15 protein-coding genes are annotated in these 23017 nt (G+C 55.8%); 9 read left to right on the forward strand and 6 right to left on the reverse strand.

The annotated features are described in order from the left end of the window. Nucleotides 1–35 precede the first annotated feature (35 nt). The gene (locus tag FVB43_RS15995; protein WP_133842640.1) at nt 36–1685 is read left to right on the forward strand and encodes a Na+/H+ antiporter; all 1650 of its coding nucleotides are present in this window, start codon (nt 36–38) and stop codon (nt 1683–1685) included. Between the two features lie 585 nt (nt 1686–2270). Here FVB43_RS15995 and FVB43_RS16000 read toward each other — a convergent pair. After that, complete coding sequence (locus tag FVB43_RS16000; RefSeq protein ID WP_133842639.1) at nt 2271–3173, reverse strand: LysR family transcriptional regulator; 903 nt, start codon at nt 3171–3173, stop codon at nt 2271–2273. A 107-nt stretch (nt 3174–3280) separates the two neighbouring features. Here FVB43_RS16000 and FVB43_RS16005 point away from each other — a divergent pair, with 107 nt between their 5' ends. From FVB43_RS16005 to FVB43_RS16015, 3 genes are all read left to right on the forward strand, one after another. Then, complete coding sequence (locus tag FVB43_RS16005; protein WP_167864298.1) at nt 3281–3709, forward strand: CidA/LrgA family protein; 429 nt, start codon at nt 3281–3283, stop codon at nt 3707–3709. Further along, nucleotides 3702–4400, forward strand: coding sequence for an LrgB family protein (locus tag FVB43_RS16010; protein ID WP_133842637.1), 699 nt, complete (start codon nt 3702–3704; stop codon nt 4398–4400). Before FVB43_RS16005 ends, FVB43_RS16010 begins: the two co-directional genes overlap by 8 nt. Before the next feature lie 140 nt (nt 4401–4540). Continuing rightward, nucleotides 4541–5086, forward strand: a complete 546-nt coding sequence (locus tag FVB43_RS16015) for a YfaZ family outer membrane protein (protein ID WP_133842636.1) — start codon at nt 4541–4543, stop codon at nt 5084–5086. Nucleotides 5087–5447: 361 nt separating this feature from the next. On the opposite strand, the gene actP is transcribed toward FVB43_RS16015, so the two are convergent. From actP to acs, 3 genes are all read right to left on the reverse strand, one after another. Continuing rightward, entirely contained in the window at nt 5448–7106 is a 1659-nt protein-coding gene (gene actP / locus FVB43_RS16020) for a cation/acetate symporter ActP (RefSeq protein WP_133842635.1), read from the reverse strand. After that, nucleotides 7103–7414 carry a DUF485 domain-containing protein gene (locus FVB43_RS16025; protein ID WP_133842634.1) on the reverse strand — a complete coding sequence of 104 codons (312 nt, stop codon included), beginning with the start codon at nt 7412–7414 and terminating at the stop codon, nt 7103–7105. The genes actP and FVB43_RS16025 overlap by 4 nt, the downstream gene beginning before the upstream one ends. A gap of 181 nt (nt 7415–7595) precedes the next feature. Next, complete coding sequence (gene acs, locus FVB43_RS16030; RefSeq protein WP_167864299.1) at nt 7596–9551, reverse strand: acetate--CoA ligase; 1956 nt, start codon at nt 9549–9551, stop codon at nt 7596–7598. Nucleotides 9552–10072: 521 nt separating this feature from the next. On the opposite strand from acs, the gene gltP reads away from it, so the two are divergent. From gltP to FVB43_RS16045, 3 genes are all read left to right on the forward strand, one after another. Continuing rightward, entirely contained in the window at nt 10073–11374 is a 1302-nt protein-coding gene (gene gltP, locus FVB43_RS16035) for a glutamate/aspartate:proton symporter GltP (RefSeq protein WP_133842632.1), read from the forward strand. Between the two features lie 379 nt (nt 11375–11753). Beyond that, on the forward strand, nt 11754–13298 hold the full coding sequence (locus FVB43_RS16040) for a methyl-accepting chemotaxis protein (protein ID WP_133842631.1): 1545 nt from the start codon (nt 11754–11756) through the stop codon (nt 13296–13298). An 87-nt stretch (nt 13299–13385) separates the two neighbouring features. Next, nucleotides 13386–14150 carry an AraC family transcriptional regulator gene (locus tag FVB43_RS16045; protein ID WP_133842630.1) on the forward strand — a complete coding sequence of 255 codons (765 nt, stop codon included), beginning with the start codon at nt 13386–13388 and terminating at the stop codon, nt 14148–14150. On the opposite strand, the gene leuA is transcribed toward FVB43_RS16045, so the two are convergent. After that, nucleotides 14132–15799 (reverse strand): 2-isopropylmalate synthase, encoded by a 1668-nt coding sequence (leuA, locus tag FVB43_RS16050; RefSeq protein ID WP_167864300.1) that lies wholly within the window; start codon nt 15797–15799, stop codon nt 14132–14134. The two genes, FVB43_RS16045 and leuA, sit on opposite strands and share 19 nt — an antisense overlap. A 600-nt stretch (nt 15800–16399) precedes the next feature. Between leuA and FVB43_RS16055 the strand changes: the two genes are divergently transcribed. Further along, entirely contained in the window at nt 16400–18040 is a 1641-nt protein-coding gene (locus FVB43_RS16055; RefSeq protein WP_133842628.1) for a dihydroxyacetone kinase subunit DhaK, read from the forward strand. Between the two features lie 41 nt (nt 18041–18081). On the opposite strand, the gene sbmA is transcribed toward FVB43_RS16055, so the two are convergent. Continuing rightward, nucleotides 18082–19281, reverse strand: a complete 1200-nt coding sequence (gene sbmA / locus FVB43_RS16060) for a peptide antibiotic transporter SbmA (protein WP_159336761.1) — start codon at nt 19279–19281, stop codon at nt 18082–18084. A 455-nt stretch (nt 19282–19736) separates the two neighbouring features. On the opposite strand from sbmA, the gene FVB43_RS16065 reads away from it, so the two are divergent. Continuing rightward, a complete protein-coding gene (locus FVB43_RS16065) occupies nt 19737–22583 on the forward strand; it encodes a sensor domain-containing protein (RefSeq protein WP_167864301.1) in 2847 nt (948 codons plus the stop codon). The last annotated feature ends 434 nt before the right edge of the window (nt 22584–23017 follow it).

Raw genomic sequence — 23017 nt, forward strand, 5'->3', positions numbered from 1 at the left:
TTAAAGCCTATCGGAAGACGTATAAAAAGGATCGCATGGAAATTTTCTTTACCATTCTCATTTTGACGCTGGTTGTGTCGCTGTCAGGCGTCGCCGCGCGTATTATTCCCTTTCAAATTCCTTTGCCTCTGGTGCAAATCGCTATGGGCGCGTTGCTCGCCTGGCCAACGTTTGGTCTGCATGTCGATTTTGATCCGGAGCTGTTTTTAGTGCTGTTTATCCCGCCGCTGCTGTTTGCTGACGGCTGGAAAACCCCGACCAGTGAGTTTCTGCGCCACGGGCGCGAGATCCTTGGCCTGGCGCTGGTGCTGGTGCTGATTACCGTTGTCGGGATTGGCTACCTGATTTACTGGCTGGTGCCGGGTATTCCGCTGCTGTCTGCCTTTGCACTGGCGGCCGTGTTGTCACCGACCGATGCCGTGGCGCTCTCCGGTATTGTCGGCGAGGGACGCATTCCGAAAAAAATTATGGGGATACTGCAAGGCGAAGCGTTGATGAACGACGCATCCGGCCTGGTGTCGCTGAAGTTCGCCGTCGCCGTGGCGATGGGCACGATGGTGTTTACCGTGTCCGGGGCCTCGCTGGAATTCGCCAAAGTGGCGATAGGTGGCCTGCTGGCAGGTATCGCAATCTGCTGGTTATACGGTAAATCACTGCGCCTGTTCAGCCGCTGGAGTGGCGATGATCCGGCCACGCAGACCGTGCTGCTGCTGCTGCTGCCGTTTGCGTCTTATCTGATTGCCGAACATATCGGTGTGTCCGGCATTCTTGCGGCGGTTGCCGCCGGGATGACCATTTCACGCTCCGGGATTATCCGTCAGGCGCCGCTGGCTATGCGCCTGCGTGCTAACAGCGTCTGGCAGATGCTGGAATTCGTGTTTAACGGCATGGTCTTCCTGATGCTGGGCCTGCAACTGCCAGGCATTCTGGAAATCTCCGTGCGTCAGGCGGATGCTGACCCGAATGTTGAGCTGTGGGTGCTGTTTGCCTCGGTGGTGCTGATCTATATGGCGTTGATGGTCGTGCGTTTTGGCTGGCTGTGGACCATGCGCTTTATCAGCCGTACGGCGTTAAAAAAACGTCCGATGGAGTTTTCCAGCTACTCGACGCGTGAGCTGCTGATTGCTTCCTTCGCCGGGGTACGCGGCGCGATTACCCTGGCCGGTGTGTTGTCGATTCCGCTGTTGCTGAGTAACGGAAATGATTTCCCGGCGCGTTATGAGCTGGTGTTCCTGGCGACCGGGGTGATCCTGTTCTCGCTGTTGGTGGGGGTGGTCATGCTGCCGCTGCTGCTGCGAGGCGTTGAAGGGATCGACAAAGCGGGCCACCGCCGTGAGCTACAGATGGCGCGTGCGACGATGGCGAGTGTTGCCATCGACAGTCTGCATAAGATGGAAGAACGTCTGATGGTCGACACGGAAGAGAACATCGACCCCGAGCTGTTGAAAGAAGTCAGTTCAAGGGTGATGGGCAATCTGCGTCGTCGTGTGGATGGCAAAGAGGATATGGAACGTGCGCTGTTTGCCGAAAACCTTGAGCGACGTTTCCGTCTGAGCGCTCTGCGTTCTGAGCGCGCGGAGTTGTATCACCTGCGAGCCACGCAGCAAATCAGTAATGAGACGATGCAGAAGCTGTTGCACGATCTCGACCTGCTGGAAACGCTGTTGATCGAGAAAGAGGAATAACTGCGCATCGGCGGTCCCGTGCGTTTGTGGGTCGGGCATGCCCGACCCCTACGGTAATCCGACGGTGTCTATTTCGTGTGTTTTTGGTGGGCCGGGCATGCCCGGTCCCTACGATAATCCGCGGTGTCTATTTCGTGTGGTTTTGGTGGGTCGGGCATGCCCGACCCCTACGATAATCCGACGGTGTCTATTTCGTGTGTTTTTGGTGGGCCGGGCATGCCCGGTCCCCTACGATAATCCGACGGTGTCTATTTCGTGTGTTTTTGGTGGGTCGGGCATGCCCGACCCCTACGATAATCCGACATTGTCTATTTCGTGTGGTTTTGGTGGGTCGGGCATGCCCGACCCCTACGATAATCCGNCGGTGTCTATTTCGTGTGKTTTTGGTGGGCGGGCATGCCCGACCCCTACGATAATCCGACATTGTCTATTTCGTGTGGTTTTGGTGGGCGGGCATGCCCGACCCCTACGATAATCCGACGGTGTCTATTTCGTGTGTTTTTGGTGGGCGGACATGTCCGGCTCCTGCGATAATCCGGCATTGTAAATTGCGTGTAGGGGCGAGGCATGCCTCGCCCGGCGGGTTTACAATGAAATGCGCGGTGTTTCGCCCGGCCAGAACTCGCGACAGCAGGTAATCCATGCCTGTGCGCTGCGCGACAGATAGCTCCCCTCGCGCCAGATTAATCCCAGATTCCACACCAGATCCGACTCCAGCGGCAGCCACAGAAGCTGGCTTTTATCCAGACGCTGACAGATAGGCTCCGGCAGAATCGCCACGCCCATACCCGCCTGCACCATCGCGGCCAGAAAATCCCACTGCCCGCTGCGCACCGCAATCTGCGGAGTAAAACCACTGGCCTGAAACGCCCGCATCAGCTGGCGATTAAGGGAAAATTCTTCGTTATAGATCAGGATCGGGTGCCCGGCCAGCTCACTGATCGGCATATGGCTGCGGCGCAACCAGGCCTCGGTACGGGGCACCAGCACGCACAGCGGGTGGCTCATCAGTGACAGCGAATTCAGCGGTAAATCATCAGCGACCGGCAGGGCGGTCATGGCAATATCCAGGCTGCCGGACAGCACGGCCTGCTGCACCGTCAGGCCGCCAAACTCGGATATTTTCAGCTCCACGCCCGGATAACGCTGACGAAATGCAGAGATCGAACCGGCAATCTGCATCCCCACCATCGGGGGAATACCCAGGCGCAGCTCGCCGGTTTTTAGCTCGTTGATATCGCTGATTTCCGCTTCCAGCTGCTTAAACTCTTGCAGGATGGTCACGCCGCGCTGGTACACCGCCTGTCCGGTATCCGTCAGATGCAGTTTACGCCCCTCACGGATCAATAAGGTGCAGCCCAGCTCATCCTCCAGCTGGCGCAACATCTTGCTAATGGTCGGCTGTGTGACGTAGAGCTGCTCGGCGGCACGGGTGAAGCTTTGCTGACGAACCACTTCCACAAAGTAGCGCAGGGCGCGAACGTCCATAATCATTCCTGTCTGGCATAGTTGGGATAATATTAAGTCATTTTTTTCACCCTTTGTTACCGCTTTATACTCTTTCCCATAAAAACATTCACACGGGGGAAAACAGCATGGCATTGGCACTTCGTCCACAGGGTTCTGCCTGGCGGCATCGGGTACAGGTTCCGCTACAGGTGGCGCTTTATGTCGGGCTGTTTTTAGTCTCAGAACAGCTGGTGAGCTGGCTGCATTTACCCCTTCCCGCCAACATCGTTGGGATGTTGTTGCTGTTGTCGATGATTATGTTGCGCGTAATGCCGCTGGGGTGGGTCAAAGCCGGTGCCAGCTGGTTGCTGGCTGAAATGCTGTTGTTCTTTGTTCCGGCCGTTGTCGCGGTGGTTAACTATGGCGATCTGTTGCGCCTTGAGGGCTGGCGAATTCTGCTGGTGATTGGTGTCAGTACGCTGCTGGTGCTGGGCGCCACCTCGCTGGTGGTGGATCGCGTGTATCGCTTCGAGCTGTGGCTGGCGGCGCGTAAACAGGGGAAGGGCGATGAATGATTTTATCCTCAGCGTGTTATGTCTGTTGGCCACACTGGCCGTCTACTTCTGCAATAAACGGCTGTATCGCCGCTGGCACCGCCTGCTGCTGATGCCCCTGGTGATGACACCGATGGTGCTGGTGGCGCTGCTGGTGGTGGCCCATATCTCCTGGCAGGACTACATCAGTGAAAGCCGCTGGCTCTTGTGGCTGCTTGGCCCGGCCACACTGGCGTTTGCTGTACCGGTGTATGAGAACATGGCGATCATTCGTCGTCACTGGATGTCGCTCAGTGCCGGGGTGATCACCGCCACGGCGGTAGCGGTATGCAGTTCGGTGTGGCTGGCGCAGATGCTGGCGTTGCCGGAGAGCATTCAGCGCAGCCTGGCAGTGCGTTCCATCACCACGCCGTTTGCGCTTGCGGCAGCGAAACAGCTGGGCGGGCAGCCGGATCTGGTGGCGTTGTTTGTGGTGATCACCGGGGTGTTTGGCATGGCGGTGGGTGACCTGTTGTTCCTGCGTCTGGCCATCAAACAAGGCCTGGCGCGAGGGGCCGGATTCGGTGCGGCATCTCACGGCGCCGGGACGGCGCGCGCGTATGAGCTGGGTCAGCAGGAGGGCGTGGTTTCAAGCTTAGTGATGATGTTATCCGGTGTCGTTACCGTGGTGATAGCGCCTGCTATCGGGCATGTCATGTGGGCGGTTGGCTAACAGGACTGGATTCAGTGCGTTTGTAAGGTTACTCAAATTCAACGTGATTAGTTTGTTTCTCATATAATTTCAGGGGCGGTTGGTTTACTCTGCAAGCCCGCCGCATCATGGCGTGAGTAAAAATTAATCAGGAGAATAAAATGAAAAGAGTGGCAATGACAACCGGCGCACTGGCGCTGCTGGCGCTGGCAGGCTCTGCTCAGGCTATCGAAGGTGGCGTGAGTGTGGGTAAGGATTACACTGATGTTCACGTTGGCCTGGGGACAACAACCCCTGGTTTTGCGCTTTCCGGTGACTGGCTGCGCAGCGATCATGATGGCAATGTAGAGAGCCTGGGTCTGGGTTACAACGTCGCGATTGGCGATGTGTTCCTGTCTCCGACCGTTAAAGCGCTGTCGACTAACCCGAAAGACACGAAAGATGGCTACGCGATTGCCATTGGTGGCGGCGTGAAAGTCCCTGTGACCAAAATGTTTAACGTGTACGGTGAGTATTTCTACTCTCCTGATTCGTTTTCCAGCCACATCGATAACTACCAGGAAGCATCTGCAGGCGTGAGCTTCCAGCCAATCTCTCTGGTGGATGTGAGCGTGGGTTACAAGTATATGACGCTGAACGGCAAAGATGGCCGTAAAGATAATGTCGTTGCTGATGGTCCATACGTGGGCGCCGCACTGCACTTCTAACGCCCTGCCACCCTGTTTGATACGGACGAGGCGTGCCTCGCCCCTACGGTGATGATACATATACCCGTAGGGGTCGGGCATGCCCGCCCCGTTTGACACAGGCGAGGCGTGCCTCGCCCCTACGGTGATGATACATATACCCGTAGGGGTCGGGCATGCCCGATCCGTTTGACACAGGCGAGGCGTGCCTCGCCCCTACGGTGATGATACATATACCCGTAGGGGTCGGGCATGCCCGACCCGTTTGACTTAGGCGAGGCGCGCCTCGCTCCTATGGTGATGGTATATATACCCGTAGGGGGCGGGCATGCCCGACCCGTTTGACATAGGCGAGGCGTGCCTCGCCCGTACGGGTTCCGTGTTAATGCCCTTTCCCACCCTCAATCCCGACACCTGTTTGCGATCGCACAAACTGCGCCTGGAAGCGTTGACGCTCTTCCGCACCCGATGCCGAGTTGTCGGTCACCGAGAACAGCCACGTACCGATAAATGCTGCCAGCATGGAGAACAGCGCCGGATACTCATACGGGAACACGGCTTTGGCATGTCCCAGCACCTGCACCCACACCGTCGGGCCGAGGATCATCAGCAGCACCGCCGTCAGCAGACCCAGCCAACCGCCAATCATTGCCCCGCGCGTGGTCAGTTTCGACCAGTACATCGACAGCAAAATAATCGGGAAGTTACAGCTGGCCGCAATCGAGAACGCCAGCCCGACCATAAACGCAATATTCTGTTTCTCAAACATAATGCCCAGCAGGATCGCCACAATCCCCAGCAGCACCACGGTGATCTTCGACACCCGCAGCTCATCACGTTCGCTCGCCTGGCCCTTACGGAACACGCTGGCATACAAATCGTGTGACACCGCCGAGGCGCCGGCCAGCGTCAGACCCGCGACCACCGCCAGAATGGTGGCGAAGGCCACAGCAGAGATAAAGCCTAAGAACAGACTGCCGCCCACCGCGTCGGCCAAATGCACCGCCGCCATATTATTGCCGCCAATCAGTGCCCCGGTCGCATCCTTAAACGCCGGATTAGCCCCGACCAGCAGAATGGCACCAAACCCGATAATAAAGGTCAGGAAGTAGAAATAACCCATAAAGCCGGTGGCCCAGAACACGCTCTTACGCGCTTCACGCGCATCGCTGACGGTAAAGAAGCGCATCAAAATATGCGGCAACCCGGCGGTACCAAACATCAGGCCCAGTCCGAGTGACAGCGCCGATATCGGGTCATGCACCAGCCCGCCTGGGCTCATAATGGCGATGCCTTTCGGGTGCACCTTCATCGCTTCGGTAAACAGCGTATTGAAGCTGAAGCCAACGGTTTTCATCACCATAATCGCCATAAAGCTGGCGCCGAACAGCAGCAGCACGGCTTTAATAATCTGCACCCAGGTAGTGGCCAGCATGCCGCCAAACAGCACGTACATCACCATCAGGATCCCGACCAACACCACTGCCACATGGTAGTCCAGGCCAAACAGCAGCTGGATAAGCTTGCCTGCCCCCACCATTTGCGCAATCAGATACAGCGCCACCACCACCAGAGAACCGCAGGCGGAGAGGGTGCGGATTGGCTTCTGCTTAAGACGATAAGAGGCCACATCTGCAAAGGTATAGCGGCCGAGGTTACGCAGGCGTTCGGCAATCAGGAACAGAATGATCGGCCAGCCCACCAGGAAACCAAGCGAGTAAATCAGCCCGTCATAACCGGAGGTGTACACCAGCGCGGAAATTCCGAGGAATGAGGCGGCAGACATAAAGTCCCCGGCCATCGCCAGACCGTTCTGGAAGCCGGTGATATTGCCGCCTGCCGTGTAGTAGTCGCTGCGTGAACGGGTGCGTTTGGAGGCCCAGTAAGTGATCCCCAGCGTAAAAGCGACGAAAATCAGGAACATGATAATCGCTTCGACGTTAGTCGGCTGGCGCTCTACCGCGCCGCTGATAGCATCGGCGGCCAGTACACCACACGGCAACAGTGCCGCCAGCGCAAAGAACAGATGGCGTGATTTCATCCTTTCACCTCATTCAGCAGTTCGCGGGTCAGACGGTCGAACTCGCCATTAGCACGCCAGACGTAAACTCCGGTCAGCAGAAAAGAAATCACAATTAAGCCCACGCCAATCGGAATACCGCGCGTCACGTTGGTCCCTTCATAAAGCGGCGTACCGAGCCAGCCAGGGGCAAAAGCAATCAGCAAAATAAACCCGACATACAGCACTAACATAATCACGGACAGCAGGGTGGCAAAGCTCTGGCGTTTTCTCACCAGCTCTTTAAATTTCGCACTTCGTTCTATTCTTTCGTAGAGGACATTGCTCATTGTAATATCTCCAGAGACAGGGTTATTCCTTTGATCCTTGAAGCATTAACGTCAAGATCGGGGGAATATATTTTTTTTATATCCTGGTACGGACAATATTAAGACGTGAAGCAATCAGATCTGCTCTGCGGCAGGTTTATGATGTCAATATGAAAAGCAGGGGCACGGTGGCCCCTGTGGGTTATGGCATTTTAATGGACTGTTTCTCTTCGAGTAATTTCTCCACTACGCCAGGATCGGCCAGAGTAGAGGTATCACCGAGATTACTGGTATCACCGGCAGCAATTTTGCGCAGGATACGACGCATTATTTTACCGGAACGGGTTTTCGGTAATGAATCTGTCCAGTGCAATACATCCGGGGTGGCAATCGGGCCAATCTCTTTACGTACCCAATTGCGCACTTCGGTATACAGCTCGGGTGAAGGTTCTTCGCCATGATTCAGAGTGATATAGGCATAAATTGCCTGACCTTTCAGACCATGCGGAATACCTACCACCGCCGCTTCGGCGATTAAGGGATGAGACACCAGTGCAGATTCGATTTCTGCCGTCCCCAGGCGATGGCCGGAGACGTTCAGCACGTCATCCACGCGCCCGGTGATCCAGTAATAGCCATCCTCATCACGACGTGCGCCGTCACCGCTAAAATACTGATTTTTAAAGGTGGAAAAATAGGTCTGCTCGAAGCGTTCGTGATCGCCATACAGCGTACGCGCCTGGCCCGGCCAGGAGTCGACGATCACCAGGTTGCCTTCAGTGGCCCCCTCCAGCGCATTGCCTTCGTTATCCACCAGTGCAGGCTGCACGCCAAAGAACGGGTTGGAGGCCGACCCCGGTTTCAGTGCAGTCGCGCCCGGCAGCGGGGTGATCATAAAACCGCCGGTTTCCGTCTGCCACCAGGTATCCACGATCGGGCAGCGGCCATTGCCGATTTTTTTGTGGAACCACTCCCAGGCTTCCGGGTTGATCGGCTCACCAACGGACCCGAGGATGCGCAGGCTCGAACGATCGGTCCCTTCAATCGCTTTATCCCCTTCGGCCATCAACGCACGCACGGCGGTCGGGGCAGTATACAGGATCGTCACCTTATGCTTGTCGACCACTTCCGCCATACGGCTCGGTTTTGGCCAGTTCGGCACGCCTTCAAACATCAGCGTGGTGGCACCACAGGCCAGTGGGCCATACAGCAGGTAGCTGTGGCCGGTCACCCAGCCGACATCGGCGGTACACCAGTAGATATCATCCGCTTGGTAATCAAATACATACTTAAAGGTGGTGGCGGCATACACCAGGTAGCCGCCCGTGGTGTGCAGCACGCCTTTCGGCTTTCCGGTCGAACCGGAGGTATAAAGGATAAACAGCGGGTCTTCTGCAGCCACCTCTTCCGGCTCGTGATGGGTGCTGGCGTTGTTCGCCAGCTCGTGCCACCACAGGTCGCGATCGCTGTTCCAGCCAACCTCTTTACCGGTACGGCGAAACACCACCACGTTCCCCACGCTGGTGACGTTGGGATTGTTCAGCGCATCATCCACGTTTTTCTTCAGTGGGATAGTTCGCCCGGCACGTACGCCCTCATCGGCGGTGATCACCAGCCGGGCGTTACAGTCGATAATGCGTCCGGCGACCGCTTCTGGCGAGAATCCACCGAAGATCACCGAATGCACAGCGCCAATACGTGCGCAGGCCAGCATGGCAACGGCGGCTTCCGGCACCATCGGCATATAGATAGCCACGACATCGCCTTTGTTGATGCCCAGCGCTTTTAAGGTGTTAGCAAAGCGGCAGACGTCCTGGTGCAGCTCGCGATAGGTGATCGTCTTGCTTTCACTGCTGTCATCGCCTTCCCAGATGATTGCCGGATGGTCGCCACGCGTTTGCAGATGGCGGTCAAGGCAGTTGGCCGCCAGGTTTAGCGTGCCGTCCTCAAACCAGCGGATAGAGACATTGCCGGGAGCAAAGGAGGTGTTCTTCACCAACGTGTAAGGCTTAATCCAGTCGAGGATTTTGCCTTGTTCACCCCAAAACGCATCGGGGTCCTGTACCGACTGCTGATACATTGACGCGTACTGCTGAGCATTGATCTGGGTATTTTCCGCAATGTTCGCGGGAACCGGGTAGGTATGTGATTGGCTCATAGCTGGCCTCCTTGAAGATTGTTAATAATATGTCAATCAAAGGTTAAGTGAAGACGCTGGTTTGGCTTTGTTTTCTTTTTGCGCGGCAGATCACGTCATAACAGAATGTGATGGAATCGGGGGAACTGCCTGCTCTAAAGATATTCATTTACCGTCAGAACCGCTGAGATGCGCACGACATGTCGTGCAAAAAAAGCGCATATAGACCATTTTGTTTCTGCGGGGAATGGCGGGGTTATGCATAGCTATGCTGTTTTTATTCTGAATATTTCTAATTATTACAAAGACTTATTTCTTCATGTTAACGGTAGCGCTTTATCCTGTTAATAGATAGTAAAGTAGCCACATCTCTCGCAGGGTTGCATTTAGTCCGTTGAAAATGGTACTGATTACGCGCCTGTCAATCAGGTTTCAACTATCCACTACCTGCGAATTGCCCGATCCCGGTCAGCCTCCTTTGAGTGTTATTCACTCCGCATGCACCACGCGGAAAGCAGGTTTTGTTAAGGAAATGACGCGTTATGAAAGCCGTAAAGTTCAGCCTTGCCTGGCAAATATTGATTGCGCTGGTGCTGGGGATCGCCGCTGGGGCGATATTGCATAATCAGCCAGAAAATCGTGAATGGTTAGTCACCAACGTTCTCAGTCCTGCCGGTGATATCTTTATCCATCTGATCAAAATGATCGTTGTACCGATTGTGATTTCTACACTGATTGTCGGCATTGCCGGTGTCGGTGATGCTAAAAAACTCGGACGTATTGGTGTGAAAACCATCGTCTATTTCGAAGTGATTACCACCATTGCCATTGTGACAGGAATTACTCTGGCGAACGTGTTTCAACCCGGCTCCGGCATTGATATGTCGACGCTGGCAACGGTGGACATCTCTAAGTATGAAGCCACAACGGCGCAGGTTCAGGGGCAGCCACACAGTCTGGTAACCACTATCCTGTCGCTGATCCCGCAGAATATTTTTGCGGCGATTGCGAAAGGCGACATGCTGCCCATTATCTTCTTCTCGGTGCTGTTCGGCCTGGGCCTCTCTTCGCTGCCGTCTGAACACCGTGACCCGCTGGTGAAAGTGTTCCGTTCGACCTCAGAAGCGATGTTCAAAGTCACCAATATGATCATGCGCTATGCGCCGATTGGGGTGTTTGCGCTGATCTCCGTCACCGTTGCAAACTTCGGTTTCGCTTCACTGTGGCCGCTGGCTAAGCTGGTGATACTGGTGTATGTGGCGATCCTGTTCTTCGCACTGGTGGTACTGGGTGCGGTGGCGCGCTTCTGTAAGCTGCGTATTACAACGTTAATACGCATCCTGAAAGATGAGCTGATCCTCTCTTACTCTACCGCCAGTTCGGAAACCGTGCTGCCGCGTATCATGGAGAAGATGGAAGCCTACGGTGCACCTAAGTCGATCACCAGCTTTGTGGTACCGACGGGCTACTCGTTTAATCTTGACGGCTCCACCCTCTATCAGAGCATTGCGGCAATCTTTATTGCCCAGCTGTACGGCATTGACCTCTCCCTGGGGCAGGAAATCGTGCTGGTGCTGACGCTGATGGTGACGTCGAAAGGTATTGCGGGCGTGCCGGGCGTGTCCTTTGTGGTGCTGTTGGCAACGCTAGGAAGCGTGGGTATTCCGCTGGAAGGGCTGGCGTTTATTGCCGGTGTTGACCGTATCCTCGATATGGCGCGTACGGCGCTGAACGTGGTGGGTAATGCGCTGGCGGTGCTGGTGATTGCCAAGTGGGAAGATCAGTTTGATGCCAAACAGGCCGTAGCCTATGAAGCGCAGCTAAAAACGCAGACTTCAGTCTGATAACTCCACGGGCTGGTGGCCCTGATCGCCAGCCCGAATAAGCTCTCCCTGCGCACTTCTTCCTTTATCGCTATCATTTTATCTGGGGTATCTGTGGGCATTCCCCTGCATCACCTATCCGCCTGGTAAAGATGCATTGGCAATATCATAAATTTTCCCTGAAGAATAATGACTTACTAAAATCATGGTTTTTTGTTGTTTCCAGGCCGTGATTTTTTGTGGGTCAGCGTCCGTGCGTCGATGTTACAAGCTTTGTCGCCCGGATCACGAAATTTATAAAAACCCTGCTAAAGATCCCCTATTTCGCGCCGAAAATATAAAAAAACGTTACTAATTTTTCCTGGTCCAACTCCCGTTGATCCATTCAAGGATTTAACTCATGCGCAATAATTTGCCCGTTACACAGCAAGAATATGCGTTTGGCGATGATGCCACACTCATGTCGACCACCGATACCAACAGCCATATCACTTATGCCAACGATGCCTTTATGGAGGTGAGTGGTTTTACGCCGGAAGAGATTAACGGCCAGCCCCATAATATGGTGCGTCATCCGGATATGCCGCCGGAAGCCTTTGCCGATATGTGGGCGACGCTGAAAAAGGGGGAACCCTGGACCGCACTGGTGAAAAACCGCCGCAAAGATGGTGACCATTATTGGGTACGTGCCAATGCCATTCCGGTGGTACGTAACGGCAACGTACAGGGCTATATGTCGGTGCGCACCAAGCCGAGCCAGCAGGAGATCCGTGACACCGAGCGTTTGTACCAGGATTTCCGTACCGGACGGGCGAAAGGAAAGTGCTTCCATAAAGGGCTGATTGTTCGTACCGGTCTGATGGCCTGGCGATCCGTCTTTAAAACCCTGCCGCTGCGCTGGCGTATTCGCAGCGCGTTGCTGGCGCTGCTGCCGCTGGCGACGCTGGGCGTCTGGGCACTCGGGCTGAGTCATGCTGCGCTGGGTATTTTTGCTGCGGGCATGGCGGTGCTGTTGCTGCTGGCGTCAGCCTGGCTGGAGCAGCAGATTTCACGACCGATTGAACGCGTTTGCCAGCAGGCGCTGCGCGTGGCCACCGGGGCCGATCATAAAGTGGAGCAGATAGACCGGGTTGATGAGGTCGGCACCACACTGCGAGCCATAGGTCAGCTTGGGCTGATGTTCCGCTGGTTAGTGGATGATGTCAGCGGCCAGGCAATTAATGTGCTGAGCGCCAGTGACTCGATTGCGCAGGGTAACAGCGAACTGAGCCGCCGCACCGAACAGGCCGCCGCCAACGTCCAGCAAACCGCGGCCACCATGAATGAAATGACGGCCACGGTGAAGAGCAATACCGAAACTGCAGCCGAAGTGAAAAGCCTGTCGATCAGCACCAGCAGCGCCGCTGTACAGGGCGGTGAAGCGATGAATGATATGGTCAAGATGATGGCGGAGATCACCGACAGTTCGAAGAAAATTGCCAACATCACCAGCGTGATTGACGGCATTGCCTTCCAGACCAATATTCTGGCGCTGAATGCTGCGGTGGAAGCCGCTCGCGCCGGTGAGCAGGGTAAAGGTTTTGCCGTGGTCGCCGGGGAAGTGCGCAGCCTGGCCCAGCGCAGCGCCAAGGCCGCGAGTGAGATCAAAATGCTGGTGGAGAGCAGCGCTGACAAAGTGAAATCCGGCACGTTGCATGTCAATGAAGCGGGGAAAACGATGGAAAGTATTGTGTCTCAGGTGCAGAACGTAACGTCGTTGATCGCGCAGATCAGCGCGGCAACCGCCGAACAGTCCACGGCCATCGGCGAGATCAGCCTGGCGGTGGAAGATCTGGATAACATTACTCATCAGAATGCGGCAAAAGTGGAAGAGGGCGCACAGGCTTCCGGGCGTATGACGCGGCAGGCTACGCGTCTGGTCGAAGCTATCAGCGTGTTCCGTTAACCCATCAGGGAAAATCTGTAGGGGTCGGGCATGCCCGACCCGCTTAACATTTGTTATGCTGACTCTCCGTTAACCTGCGAGACTCCCATGTCAGCTACCGTCGATTTCTCCTTTGCCCACCGCCCGCTGATCCCCTATGCACACGACTATCAACATGGCGATGTTGAGCCATTGCATCATCACAACTGCGCGCAGCTGGTACATACGCTGACGGGCGTGGTACGGATTGAGACGCCGCTCGGGCACTGGGTTGTACCGCCGGGGCGCGGTGTCTGGCTGCCTGCCGGGGTGAAACATGCGTTGCAGATGACCGGAGACGTTGCGGCACGCACGTTGTTTATCGACCCCCTGGCGCGCGCCGATCTGCCTGCCAGTTGCCAGGTGGTGCAGGTGTCGCCCCTGCTGCGCGAGTTGATTGTTAGCGCTCTCGACCTGCCTGAACATTATGCTCCCGCCAGCCGCGCTGAACGTATTTATGAACTGATCCTTGATGAAATTCGGGTGATGAGCGTGCTGCCTTTCAACCTGCCGGAACCGCAGAGTGCAGCCCTGGTCGGGCTTTGCCAGGCGCTGAGGGCGGCACCGGGCGAGCGCTGGACGCTGGAAAACAGCGCCCAACGCATTAATGTCAGCAGCCGTACGCTGGCGCGGCATTTTCATCAGGAGACGGGGTTGCAATTCAGCGACTGGGTGCGGCGCGCCCGCCTGATGGAAGCCCTGACGCGCCTGGCTCGGGGCGACTCGGTGCTGACGGTATCACTGGAGCTGGGTTATGAGAGCCAGAGCGCTTTCAGCGCCATGTTCCGCCGTATCCTCGGCGTTGCTCCCAGCGACTACTTCCCGCCCAGTTGATCCTGCGCCACGGCATTCAGCAGCGCCTGCAACGAGGCTCGCGATACATCGCTGTCAATGCCCACGCCCCAGGCGCTGCGGTTGCCAGGGAAGATGCAGCGCAGATAGGTGACGGAGCGGCTGTCACTGCGCTGGCCGAGCGTATGTTCATGATAATCCTGAATGGTAAAGGAGACATCCAGCGCCTGGCGCAACGCATCGGCTGCCGCAGACAGCAGGCCGTTCCCCCGCCCGCTGATGCTGTAATGTTTGTCGCCCTGCTGAATGCCCGCGTCGAAACGCAACTGCCCCTGGCTGTCGCTTTCGCTGCGGTACTCACCCAGCTGTAAATGTGTCGCTTCCAGACCGTATACCCGGCGAAACAGCTGCCAGATGGCGGCCTGAGTCATTTCACGGCTTTCCCGATCGGCAACCTGCTGCACCTGCTGACTGAAGTCCTGTTGCAGGGCGCGTGGCAGAGCCAGTCCATGATTCTGCTCGATCATCCATGCCGCCCCACTTTTCCCGGACTGACTGTTGACGCGGATCACCGCTTCGTAACTACAGCCAATATCCGCCGGGTCGAGTGGCAGGTAAGGCACTTCCCAGCGCTCCTGCTGCTGACGGGCTGCAAAGCCCTTTTTAATCGCATCCTGATGGGAGCCTGAAAAGGCCGTAAACACCAGTTCCCCGGCGTAGGGATGGCGCGGATGCACCGGCAGTTGGTTGCACTGCTCCACCACATCGACCACCTGTTTCATCTGGCTGAAGTCGAGCTGCGGATGAATGCCCTGGGTATAGAAGTTCAGTGCCATCGTCACCAGATCCACATTCCCCGTGCGTTCGCCGTTACCAAACAGGCAGCCTTCAACCCGATCGGCCCCGGCCAGCAGTGCCAGCTCTGCGGCGGCAATCCCGGTGCCGCGATCGTTATGCGGATGCACGCTGATACACACCTGCGGGCGCTGAGAAAAGTGACGGCAGAAGTATTCGATCTGGTCGGCATACACGTTAGGTGTGCTGACCTCCACCGTGGCAGGCAAGTTGATGATCATCGGCCGCTGTGCACAGGGCTGCCAGACGGCGGCCACCGCTTCACAGATTTCCAGTGCAAAATCGGCCTCGGTGAAGCAGAAGGTTTCCGGTGAGTATTCAAAGGTCCAGTGCGTCTGCGTCTGCTCCTCACAGCGTTGTCGGATCAGACGTGTGGCGTTCACGGCCAGTTCGATAATCTGCTCACGGCTCTGGCGAAACACCAGGCGGCGAAACACCGGTGCGGTGGCATTGTACAAATGCACGCAGGCCTGCTTTGCCCCTTCCAGAGAGACAAACGTGCGATCGATCAGATCGGCTCTTGCCTGGGTCAGAACCTGGATCGTCACATCATCCGGGATCATCCGCTCTTCGATCAGTTCACGAACGAAATTGAAGTCGGTCTGTGACGCTGAAGGAAACGCCACTTCGATCTCTTTGAAACCACACTGTATCAGCAACTGCCAGAACGCTTTTTTACGTGCGCCATCCATTGGCTCGGCCAGTGACTGATTGCCATCACGCAGGTCGGTAGAGAGCCAGCGCGGGGCGGCGGTCAGCGTGCGGGCAGGCCACTGGCGATCGGTCAGGGTGACGGGAGGAAAGGCGTGATATTTGTCGGCAGGTTGGTGCAGCATAGTCAGGCTCCTTGTTGGGTGAGTGACTATTCTGCGGTGAAAATGCGCTGGCTGGCTGGCGCAAAACTGACAACAGCGGATGAAAAAGTGACAATCAACGATGAAAAAAAAAGGAGCAGGGGATTAAGCCTGCTCCTTTTGACGCCCTGGTGTTGGCGTGACTGCTGAGATGTGATGCGGGCAGTGATTTGCCTGTAATTGTGTTTGATGGCCTGCCGCGCGGCACCTCATTGGATTTTTATATCATTGGCTAAACGGCGTATTGTTATGTTGTGGTTAGCCGAGGACAGTTATATACGCAATGTCTGTGGAATGCATTACATTTAATAGCAAAGTGTGATTGATACTGAAGTTTCATTGTCATATCACCTTTGTGTTAAATATGTATTAAAATATTAACAGGGAATTAAAAGTGAGTGTTATAAATTAATTGTGTGCTTATTTTTAATGGCATCTTTATATGGTGAAACGTTGTATGTGAACCTGGTTTTAATCTTTGGCGGGAACAGGTAAATATCCCCGGGCTATCTCTCTTAACGTAGGGTATTGTTTATTAGTTGAAAGGGTAATTAATATTCTTCATTTAACAAGGAGTGCGCAATGAGTCAGTTTTTCATGAATCAGAAACAGCAGGTGGTGAACGACGCGATTGAAGGGGTACTGCTCAGTACTCCCCATCATAATCTTGGCCGCCTGGCGCTGGGCTCCCAGATGCGTGTGGTCGTGCGCAATGACTGGGACAAGTCACGCGTTGCGCTGATCTCCGGTGGCGGTTCGGGTCATGAACCTGCTCATATTGGCTTTGTGGGTAAAGGGATGCTGACGGCAGCGGTGTGCGGCGATATCTTCGCTTCCCCCAGCGTCGATGCCGTTCTGCACGCCATTATCAATGTGACCGGGGAGGCGGGCTGTCTGCTGATCGTCAAAAACTACACTGGCGATCGTCTTAACTTCGGGCTGGCGGCAGAAAAGGCCCGTGGCATGGGCTACCAGGTGGAAATGGTGATGGTGCGCGACGACATTGCGCTGCCGGATAACCCGCAGCCGCGCGGTATCGCCGGGACCGCGCTGGTGCATAAAGTGGCGGGCTATGCCGCCGAACAGGGCCAGTCGCTGACGGAGGTGGCCGCGCTGGCGCAGCAGGCCTGTGACGCTACTGCCTCCATCGGGCTGGCTTTCACCACCTGCCATGTGCCGGGCGAGGCGCGTGACGATCACCGCGTACCGGAAGGGTGCAGCGAACTGGGGATGGGGATCCACGGCGAACCGGGGGCCTCAACGTTAAAAACACAGAACAGCCGCGAGATCGTCGCTGAACTGGTGCAACAGCTGACGGCGAAAAAGACTGATCGACCGCTCGCCCTGCTGGTGAACAATCTGGGCGGCTTCTCGGCGCTGGAAATGGCGGTGTTGGTGCGTGAGACGCTTCATTCGGCGCTGGGCAAGCAGGTTAAGCTGCTGGTTGGCCCCGCCACGCTGGTCAGTGCGCTGGATATGAAAGGCTTTTCACTCTCAGTGATGCAGCTTGATCCCTCGCTGGAAACCGCGCTGCTGGCACCGGTGGAAGTCAGCGGCTGGAGCCCGGCTATCGCGCCTGCAACGCTGGCGGAGATCCCGGCCAAACTGGCCGACTCGCTACAGTCGTTTACCCCTTCAGACAACCCGGCGACAGCGTCCATCGTCACGACGATTTGTCAGACACTGATCGGGCTGGAAAGTGAGCTGAATCAGCTGGATGCGAAGGTGGGTGACGGGGATACCGGGTCAACTTTTGCAGCCGGCGCGCGTAGCGTTCTGAAGGCGAGCGAAGCCGGGGAATTACCGCTGAATCAGCCAGAGGCGCTGCTGACGGTGGTGGGTGAGAAGCTGGCCACGGTGATGGGCGGCTCCAGTGGGGTGCTGATGTCGATCATGTTTACCGCAGCCGGACAGCAGCTCGCCCAGGGCGCATCGCTGGCACAGGCATTCACCGCCGGTCTGGAGCGTATGCAGCACTACGGCGGGGCGCAGGTCGGGGATCGCACGATGATTGATGCCTTACAGCCTGCCTTTGCTGCACTGCTTAACGGCGACGGTCTGACTGCAGCGGCCACGGCGGCTAAAAAGGGGGCCGACAGCACCAGCACCATGCGCAGCGCACGTGCCGGACGCTCCTCTTACCTCAACCAGGAGAGCCTGGACGGGGTGAAAGATCCGGGAGCCTGTGCGGTAGAAAAAGTGTTTGCCGCGCTGGCAGGCTAATCTTCGCGGGCTGACCTTCTTCTTCGGTCAGCCCGCCCTCCTTAATCCAGTGCGCGCTCGAAGCTGCGCAGACGCTTGTAGATCGACATCAGCTCCACCAAAGTAGTCCAGGCATTGATCAGATACTGGAACGCGTTGCGCACTTGATCGAACACATTGGTGATCTGTGTCAGCAGGCCAAGGGTGATCGCCCCAGTGATGATCGAGGGAAACAGCACAAAGATGCTGAATACCGCATCCAGTTGCAGATAAAAAATGCGGGCGATATTGAAGTAGAGATAGTGAAAGTAGAGTCGAAAATAGTTTTTACGTACGTGGCTGAACAGATCGCGTACCAGCGGAGGGCTGGCGCGCTGCGCGTCATCCTCACCGTACACCAGCTCTTTACGGTAAGCGGCTTCCACCCGCTGATTACGAAACGACAGCCCCGGCAGCTTAATCCCCACTACCGCCAGTAGCCCGGTACCGAACAGTGACCAGACTACCGCAGCTATCACCAGCGCATAGGGAATCTGGCCCAGGATCGGCACGGTTTTCACATGCACTGACAGCGCCACCAGCACCGGTAAAAAGGCGATCAACGTCATCACCGCATCAATCAACCTGACGCCCATATCCTCCAGCGTGGACGCGAAACGCATGGTATCTTCCTGCACGCGCTGGGCGGCCCCTTCTATATGGCGCAGGCGCGGCCAGTATTCCATGTAGTAACTGTTCATCGCGGTGCGCCAGCGGAACACGAAGTGGCTGATAAAAAACAAATTCAGCACATCAATCACCACGGCAATAAACGCGATACTGAGAAAGCCGTTTATCTGGGTATAAAACGCCGAGATCTGAATAGTGTTCGGGTGTGCCATGGCCTTTTGTATCAGGTCATAGAACGGCTCATACCAGCTGTTGATCGCTACGCCCACCTGCACGGAAAACCAGGTGACAAAGATAATCAGCGCACTGCCGAGGATGGACCAGCGCTGCCAGGGGTGGGGGCTGAAAACAAACCAGCCTCCGGCAAACAGCAGCGTGACCAGCAGGTAATAGCTGTAGAAACCCAGTTCGCCGGGGGAGATGAAACGCAGTGCGTTGTTGGGCAACGTGCCGGGGGGAATCCATGTCAAATGGATCATCAGGTGAGCGAACTTGCTGTCGGCATAGCCAAACCAGAACAAAACGGCCAGCAGGCTCCAGATCACTACGCTGCTGAAAAACAGCCCTGGCCTGGGGAAAAAGGATTTAAACATAGGCACTCCGCTGTCAATGTCTGGTGGTTATACCGCGATTGCCTGTGAGTAATCTCGTTACGGTTGTATCTATTAATGTCCGTGACGAAAATACTTTATTTCCTTTGGTTATTTATGCCGTTAATTGCCCCGTAATCTTTATTTTGTGGAAGAGAAACAACAAATTTACCTTTAAATTCACGTTATATAGCGTGGTCGCCTGAAAATTAATGCTGAATGTTTTTTAATCAAAGCCGATAACGATCAATGAACTGCTATCAATAGATTGAATTAGCTTGAATTGGCTGATGTTTTCGGTTTATACCCGTGTGGATTGAGCACACTGAAAGACAAGAATCCTGCTGCCTACGGGGGGCGGGGGCGGTATATTTTACGCCAGCGAACGGCGTATTGCAGCGCTGACAGTGTTTTCCTCAGAGGGGAAAATGACCATCAGCGCCCAGGCGAAAATAATAATGAATGAAAACTCAGATGTTATGTACCGACTGCTGGTACAAAGCGTGGTCGATTATGCGATCTATATGCTCACGCCTGATGGTACCGTCGCCAACTGGAATCCGGGGGCACAGCGTGCCAAAGGTTACCTGCCTGCCGAGATCGTCGGGAAGCACTTTAGCTGCTTTTACAGCTATGAAGATCGCCAAAAAGGCCTGCCGGAATTTGGGTTGCGGACCGCGCGTGAGAGTGGCCGCTATGAGACGGAGGGCTGGCGCTATCGCAAAGATGGCAGCGCCTTCTGGGCTCATGTGGTCATTGATGCCATCCGCAGCGAGAGTGGCGAGTTAATCGGTTTCGCCAAAATCACCCGCGATTGCACTGAACAGCAACGGCTGCTGAGCGAGCAGCGTGCACATGAACAACGTTTCCGCCTGCTGGTGGAAGGCGTCACCGACTACGCCATTTACATGCTGGATGCGGAAGGCCTGGTGGTGAACTGGAATGCCGGGGCCCGCCGTTCTAAAGGCTATACCGCTGAAGAGATCATCGGTAAGCACTTCTCCTGTTTCTACAGTTCGCAGGATCGGTTGAATAAATTGCCGGAACAGAATCTGAAAACGGCCTATCGCACCGGGCGTTTTGAAGAGCAGGGCTGGCGTTACCGTAAAGACGGTAGCGCGTTCTGGGCACACGTGGTTATTGATGCAGTACATGACGATGACGGTAAGCTGCTTGGCTACGCCAAAATTACCCGCGACTGTACCGAGCAGCGCCGTATGCAGCGCGAACAAACCGAACGTGAGCAGACATTCCGCGTGTTGGTGGAAGGGGTGAAAGATTACGCCATCTATATGCTGGACCCGCGTGGCATGGTGATGAACTGGAATACCGGTGCACGCCGTGCCAAAGGCTACACCTCGGAAGAAATCGTCGGTAAGCACTTCTCCTGCTTCTACAGCGCTCAGGATCGCCTGCTGCAACTGCCAGATACCAATTTGAAAATAGCCGCCACCAGCGGGCGTTTCGAAGATTATGGTTGGCGTTATCGCAAAGATGGCAGCGCCTTCTGGGCCCATGTGGTGATCGACGCGATCCGTAATGATGACGATCAGCTGATAGGCTTTGCCAAGATCACCCGCGACTGCACCGAAGTTCGTGAGTACGAACAGCAGATCCTGCGCTCGAAAGATCTGGCCGAGCAGAACAGTGAAAAAATGGCCTCACTGTCAAAATTTCTCGATACCATCATTGCTAACATCCCCTCCTGCGTCATCGTTGAAGATGTAGTTTCTCGCGAGATCCTGTTGATCAACAGCAAGGCAGAAAAACTGCTGGGCGGCACGCAGCGGGACTTTATCGGCAAACGTGCGCCGGACTGTATGACGGCAGAGATGGGGGAGTACTTTATGCAACTCTCTGATACCGCACAGCGTAAAGAGGGGATGCAGCGCAACGAGCGGCTGCTGACCACGCCGGGCGGTGACCGTATTATCAACGGCAGCGCATCGATCATTCGTGGTAACGATGAGCACCATAACTATGTGCTGCTGATCGCGGATGATGTAACCGATCAGCGCGCTGCGGATGCCCGTATTCACCATATGGCGCATCACGATAACCTCACCAGCCTGCCCAACCGCGTTCTGTTCAGCCAGCGCCTGACCGAGGCGCTGCGTGAAGACCGTGATGCGCGGCGCAAGACGGCAACGCTGGGGCTTGATCTGGATAATTTTAAAAACGTTAACGATGCGCTGGGTCATCAGGTGGGTGATGATCTGCTGCGTTCGGTGGCGGTGCGGCTGCGCGCAGTATTGCGCGAGCAGGACACGCTGGCACGCAGCGGTGGCGACGAGTTCTCGATTGTGTTGCCAGGGCTGACGCATCAGCAGGAAGCCGAAGTGGTCGCCAGCCGTCTGATTGATACCATTCGTCCGCCGTTCAGCGTGGATGGGCACAATCTCTCCGTCGGGCTGAGTGTAGGGATTGCGATTGCCGACAGCGGCATGACCACGCCGGATGAACTGCTGCGCTGTGCGGATATGGCGCTGTACGAAGCCAAGCGTAACGGCCGTAACCGCTTTGAGCACTTCACCGTGGCCATGAGTGATATGGCGCAGAAGCGCCGTGTGATTGAAAGCGACCTGCGTGAGGCCATCACCTGCCGCCAGCTCAGGCTCTATTACCAGCCGATCACGAACAACCTGCACCGCGAGATCATCGGCTATGAAGCGCTGATGCGCTGGCATCATCCGGAAAGAGGCATGATTATGCCGATGGACTTTATCCCGATTGCCGAAGAGACCGGGCTGATCCACAGCCTGGGAGCCTATGCCCTGTATGAGGCCTGCCGTGAGGCCGCCACCTGGCCGGGTGAGCAAAGCGTGGCGGTAAACCTGTCACCATTGCAGTTTAAAAACAGCGCGCTGGTCTCGGTAGTGGAAGCCGCGCTGAAGGACTCCGGTCTGGCACCGCATCGGCTGGAAGTGGAGATCACCGAATCCGTACTGCTGGATAACACCCTGGTGAATATCCATATCTTGCAGAAGCTGAAGGCCTTAGGCGTGCGTATCGCGCTGGATGACTTTGGTACCGGCTATTCATCGCTCAGCTATCTGCGATCGTTCCCGTTCGACAAAATCAAAATCGACAAGTCGTTTATTAACGATATGCATGACAGTCGTGAAGCACTGGCGATTATCCGTGCTATCACCGGCATGAGCCGCAGTTTGGATATTCAGATCACGGCGGAAGGTGTGGAAAGCAACGAGCAGTTTGAACGCCTGAAAGCAGAAGGTTGTACCCTGTTCCAGGGGTACTACTTTGGCCGACCACAGCCGTCGGAAAGCCGCCTGCAAGAGTTTTAACCTCCCCGGGTCGGGCATGCCCGACCCCTACATCATCCTGTTCACAACGTCATTCCCGCCCGGCATAACCCTGTCCACAACGACTTCCCCTGTAGGGGCGAGGCATGCCTCGCCCGGCATAACCCTGTCCACAACGTCATTCTCCGTAGGGGCGAGGCACGCCACGCCCGGCATAACCCTGTTCACAACGTCATTCTCCGTAGGGGCGAGGCACGCCACGCCCGGCATAACCCCGTTTACAACGCCATTCTCCGTAGGGGCGAGGCACGCCACGCCCGGCATAACCCTGTCCACAACGTCATTCTCCGTAGGGGCGAGGCATGCCTCGCCCTCTGCCTGCTACGTAATTTGTTAATGAAATTGTGCCTTTTTGTTTCTATCCCCTCACACCTTGTGCGTATTACTGTTAAAGTAGGTAGTGTTGTTACCGGTAA

It is taken from the genome of Erwinia rhapontici (assembly GCF_012271765.1).
GTDB lineage: Bacteria > Pseudomonadota > Gammaproteobacteria > Enterobacterales > Enterobacteriaceae > Erwinia > Erwinia rhapontici.

Coding starts and splice junctions, on each gene's coding strand:
- FVB43_RS15995 (WP_133842640.1), top strand. CDS start 36: ATGGAAATTTTCTTTACCATTCTCATTTTGACGCTGGTTGTGTCGCTG.
- FVB43_RS16065 (WP_167864301.1), top strand. CDS start 19,737: ATGAATGAAAACTCAGATGTTATGTACCGACTGCTGGTACAAAGCGTG.
- gltP (WP_133842632.1), top strand. CDS start 10,073: ATGAAAGCCGTAAAGTTCAGCCTTGCCTGGCAAATATTGATTGCGCTG.
- FVB43_RS16000 (WP_133842639.1), bottom strand. CDS start 3,173: ATGGACGTTCGCGCCCTGCGCTACTTTGTGGAAGTGGTTCGTCAGCAA.
- sbmA (WP_159336761.1), bottom strand. CDS start 19,281: ATGTTTAAATCCTTTTTCCCCAGGCCAGGGCTGTTTTTCAGCAGCGTA.
- acs (WP_167864299.1), bottom strand. CDS start 9,551: ATGAGCCAATCACATACCTACCCGGTTCCCGCGAACATTGCGGAAAAT.
- FVB43_RS16010 (WP_133842637.1), top strand. CDS start 3,702: ATGAATGATTTTATCCTCAGCGTGTTATGTCTGTTGGCCACACTGGCC.
- FVB43_RS16045 (WP_133842630.1), top strand. CDS start 13,386: ATGTCAGCTACCGTCGATTTCTCCTTTGCCCACCGCCCGCTGATCCCC.
- actP (WP_133842635.1), bottom strand. CDS start 7,106: ATGAAATCACGCCATCTGTTCTTTGCGCTGGCGGCACTGTTGCCGTGT.
- leuA (WP_167864300.1), bottom strand. CDS start 15,799: ATGCTGCACCAACCTGCCGACAAATATCACGCCTTTCCTCCCGTCACC.
- FVB43_RS16055 (WP_133842628.1), top strand. CDS start 16,400: ATGAGTCAGTTTTTCATGAATCAGAAACAGCAGGTGGTGAACGACGCG.
- FVB43_RS16005 (WP_167864298.1), top strand. CDS start 3,281: ATGGCATTGGCACTTCGTCCACAGGGTTCTGCCTGGCGGCATCGGGTA.
- FVB43_RS16025 (WP_133842634.1), bottom strand. CDS start 7,414: ATGAGCAATGTCCTCTACGAAAGAATAGAACGAAGTGCGAAATTTAAA.
- FVB43_RS16040 (WP_133842631.1), top strand. CDS start 11,754: ATGCGCAATAATTTGCCCGTTACACAGCAAGAATATGCGTTTGGCGAT.
- FVB43_RS16015 (WP_133842636.1), top strand. CDS start 4,541: ATGAAAAGAGTGGCAATGACAACCGGCGCACTGGCGCTGCTGGCGCTG.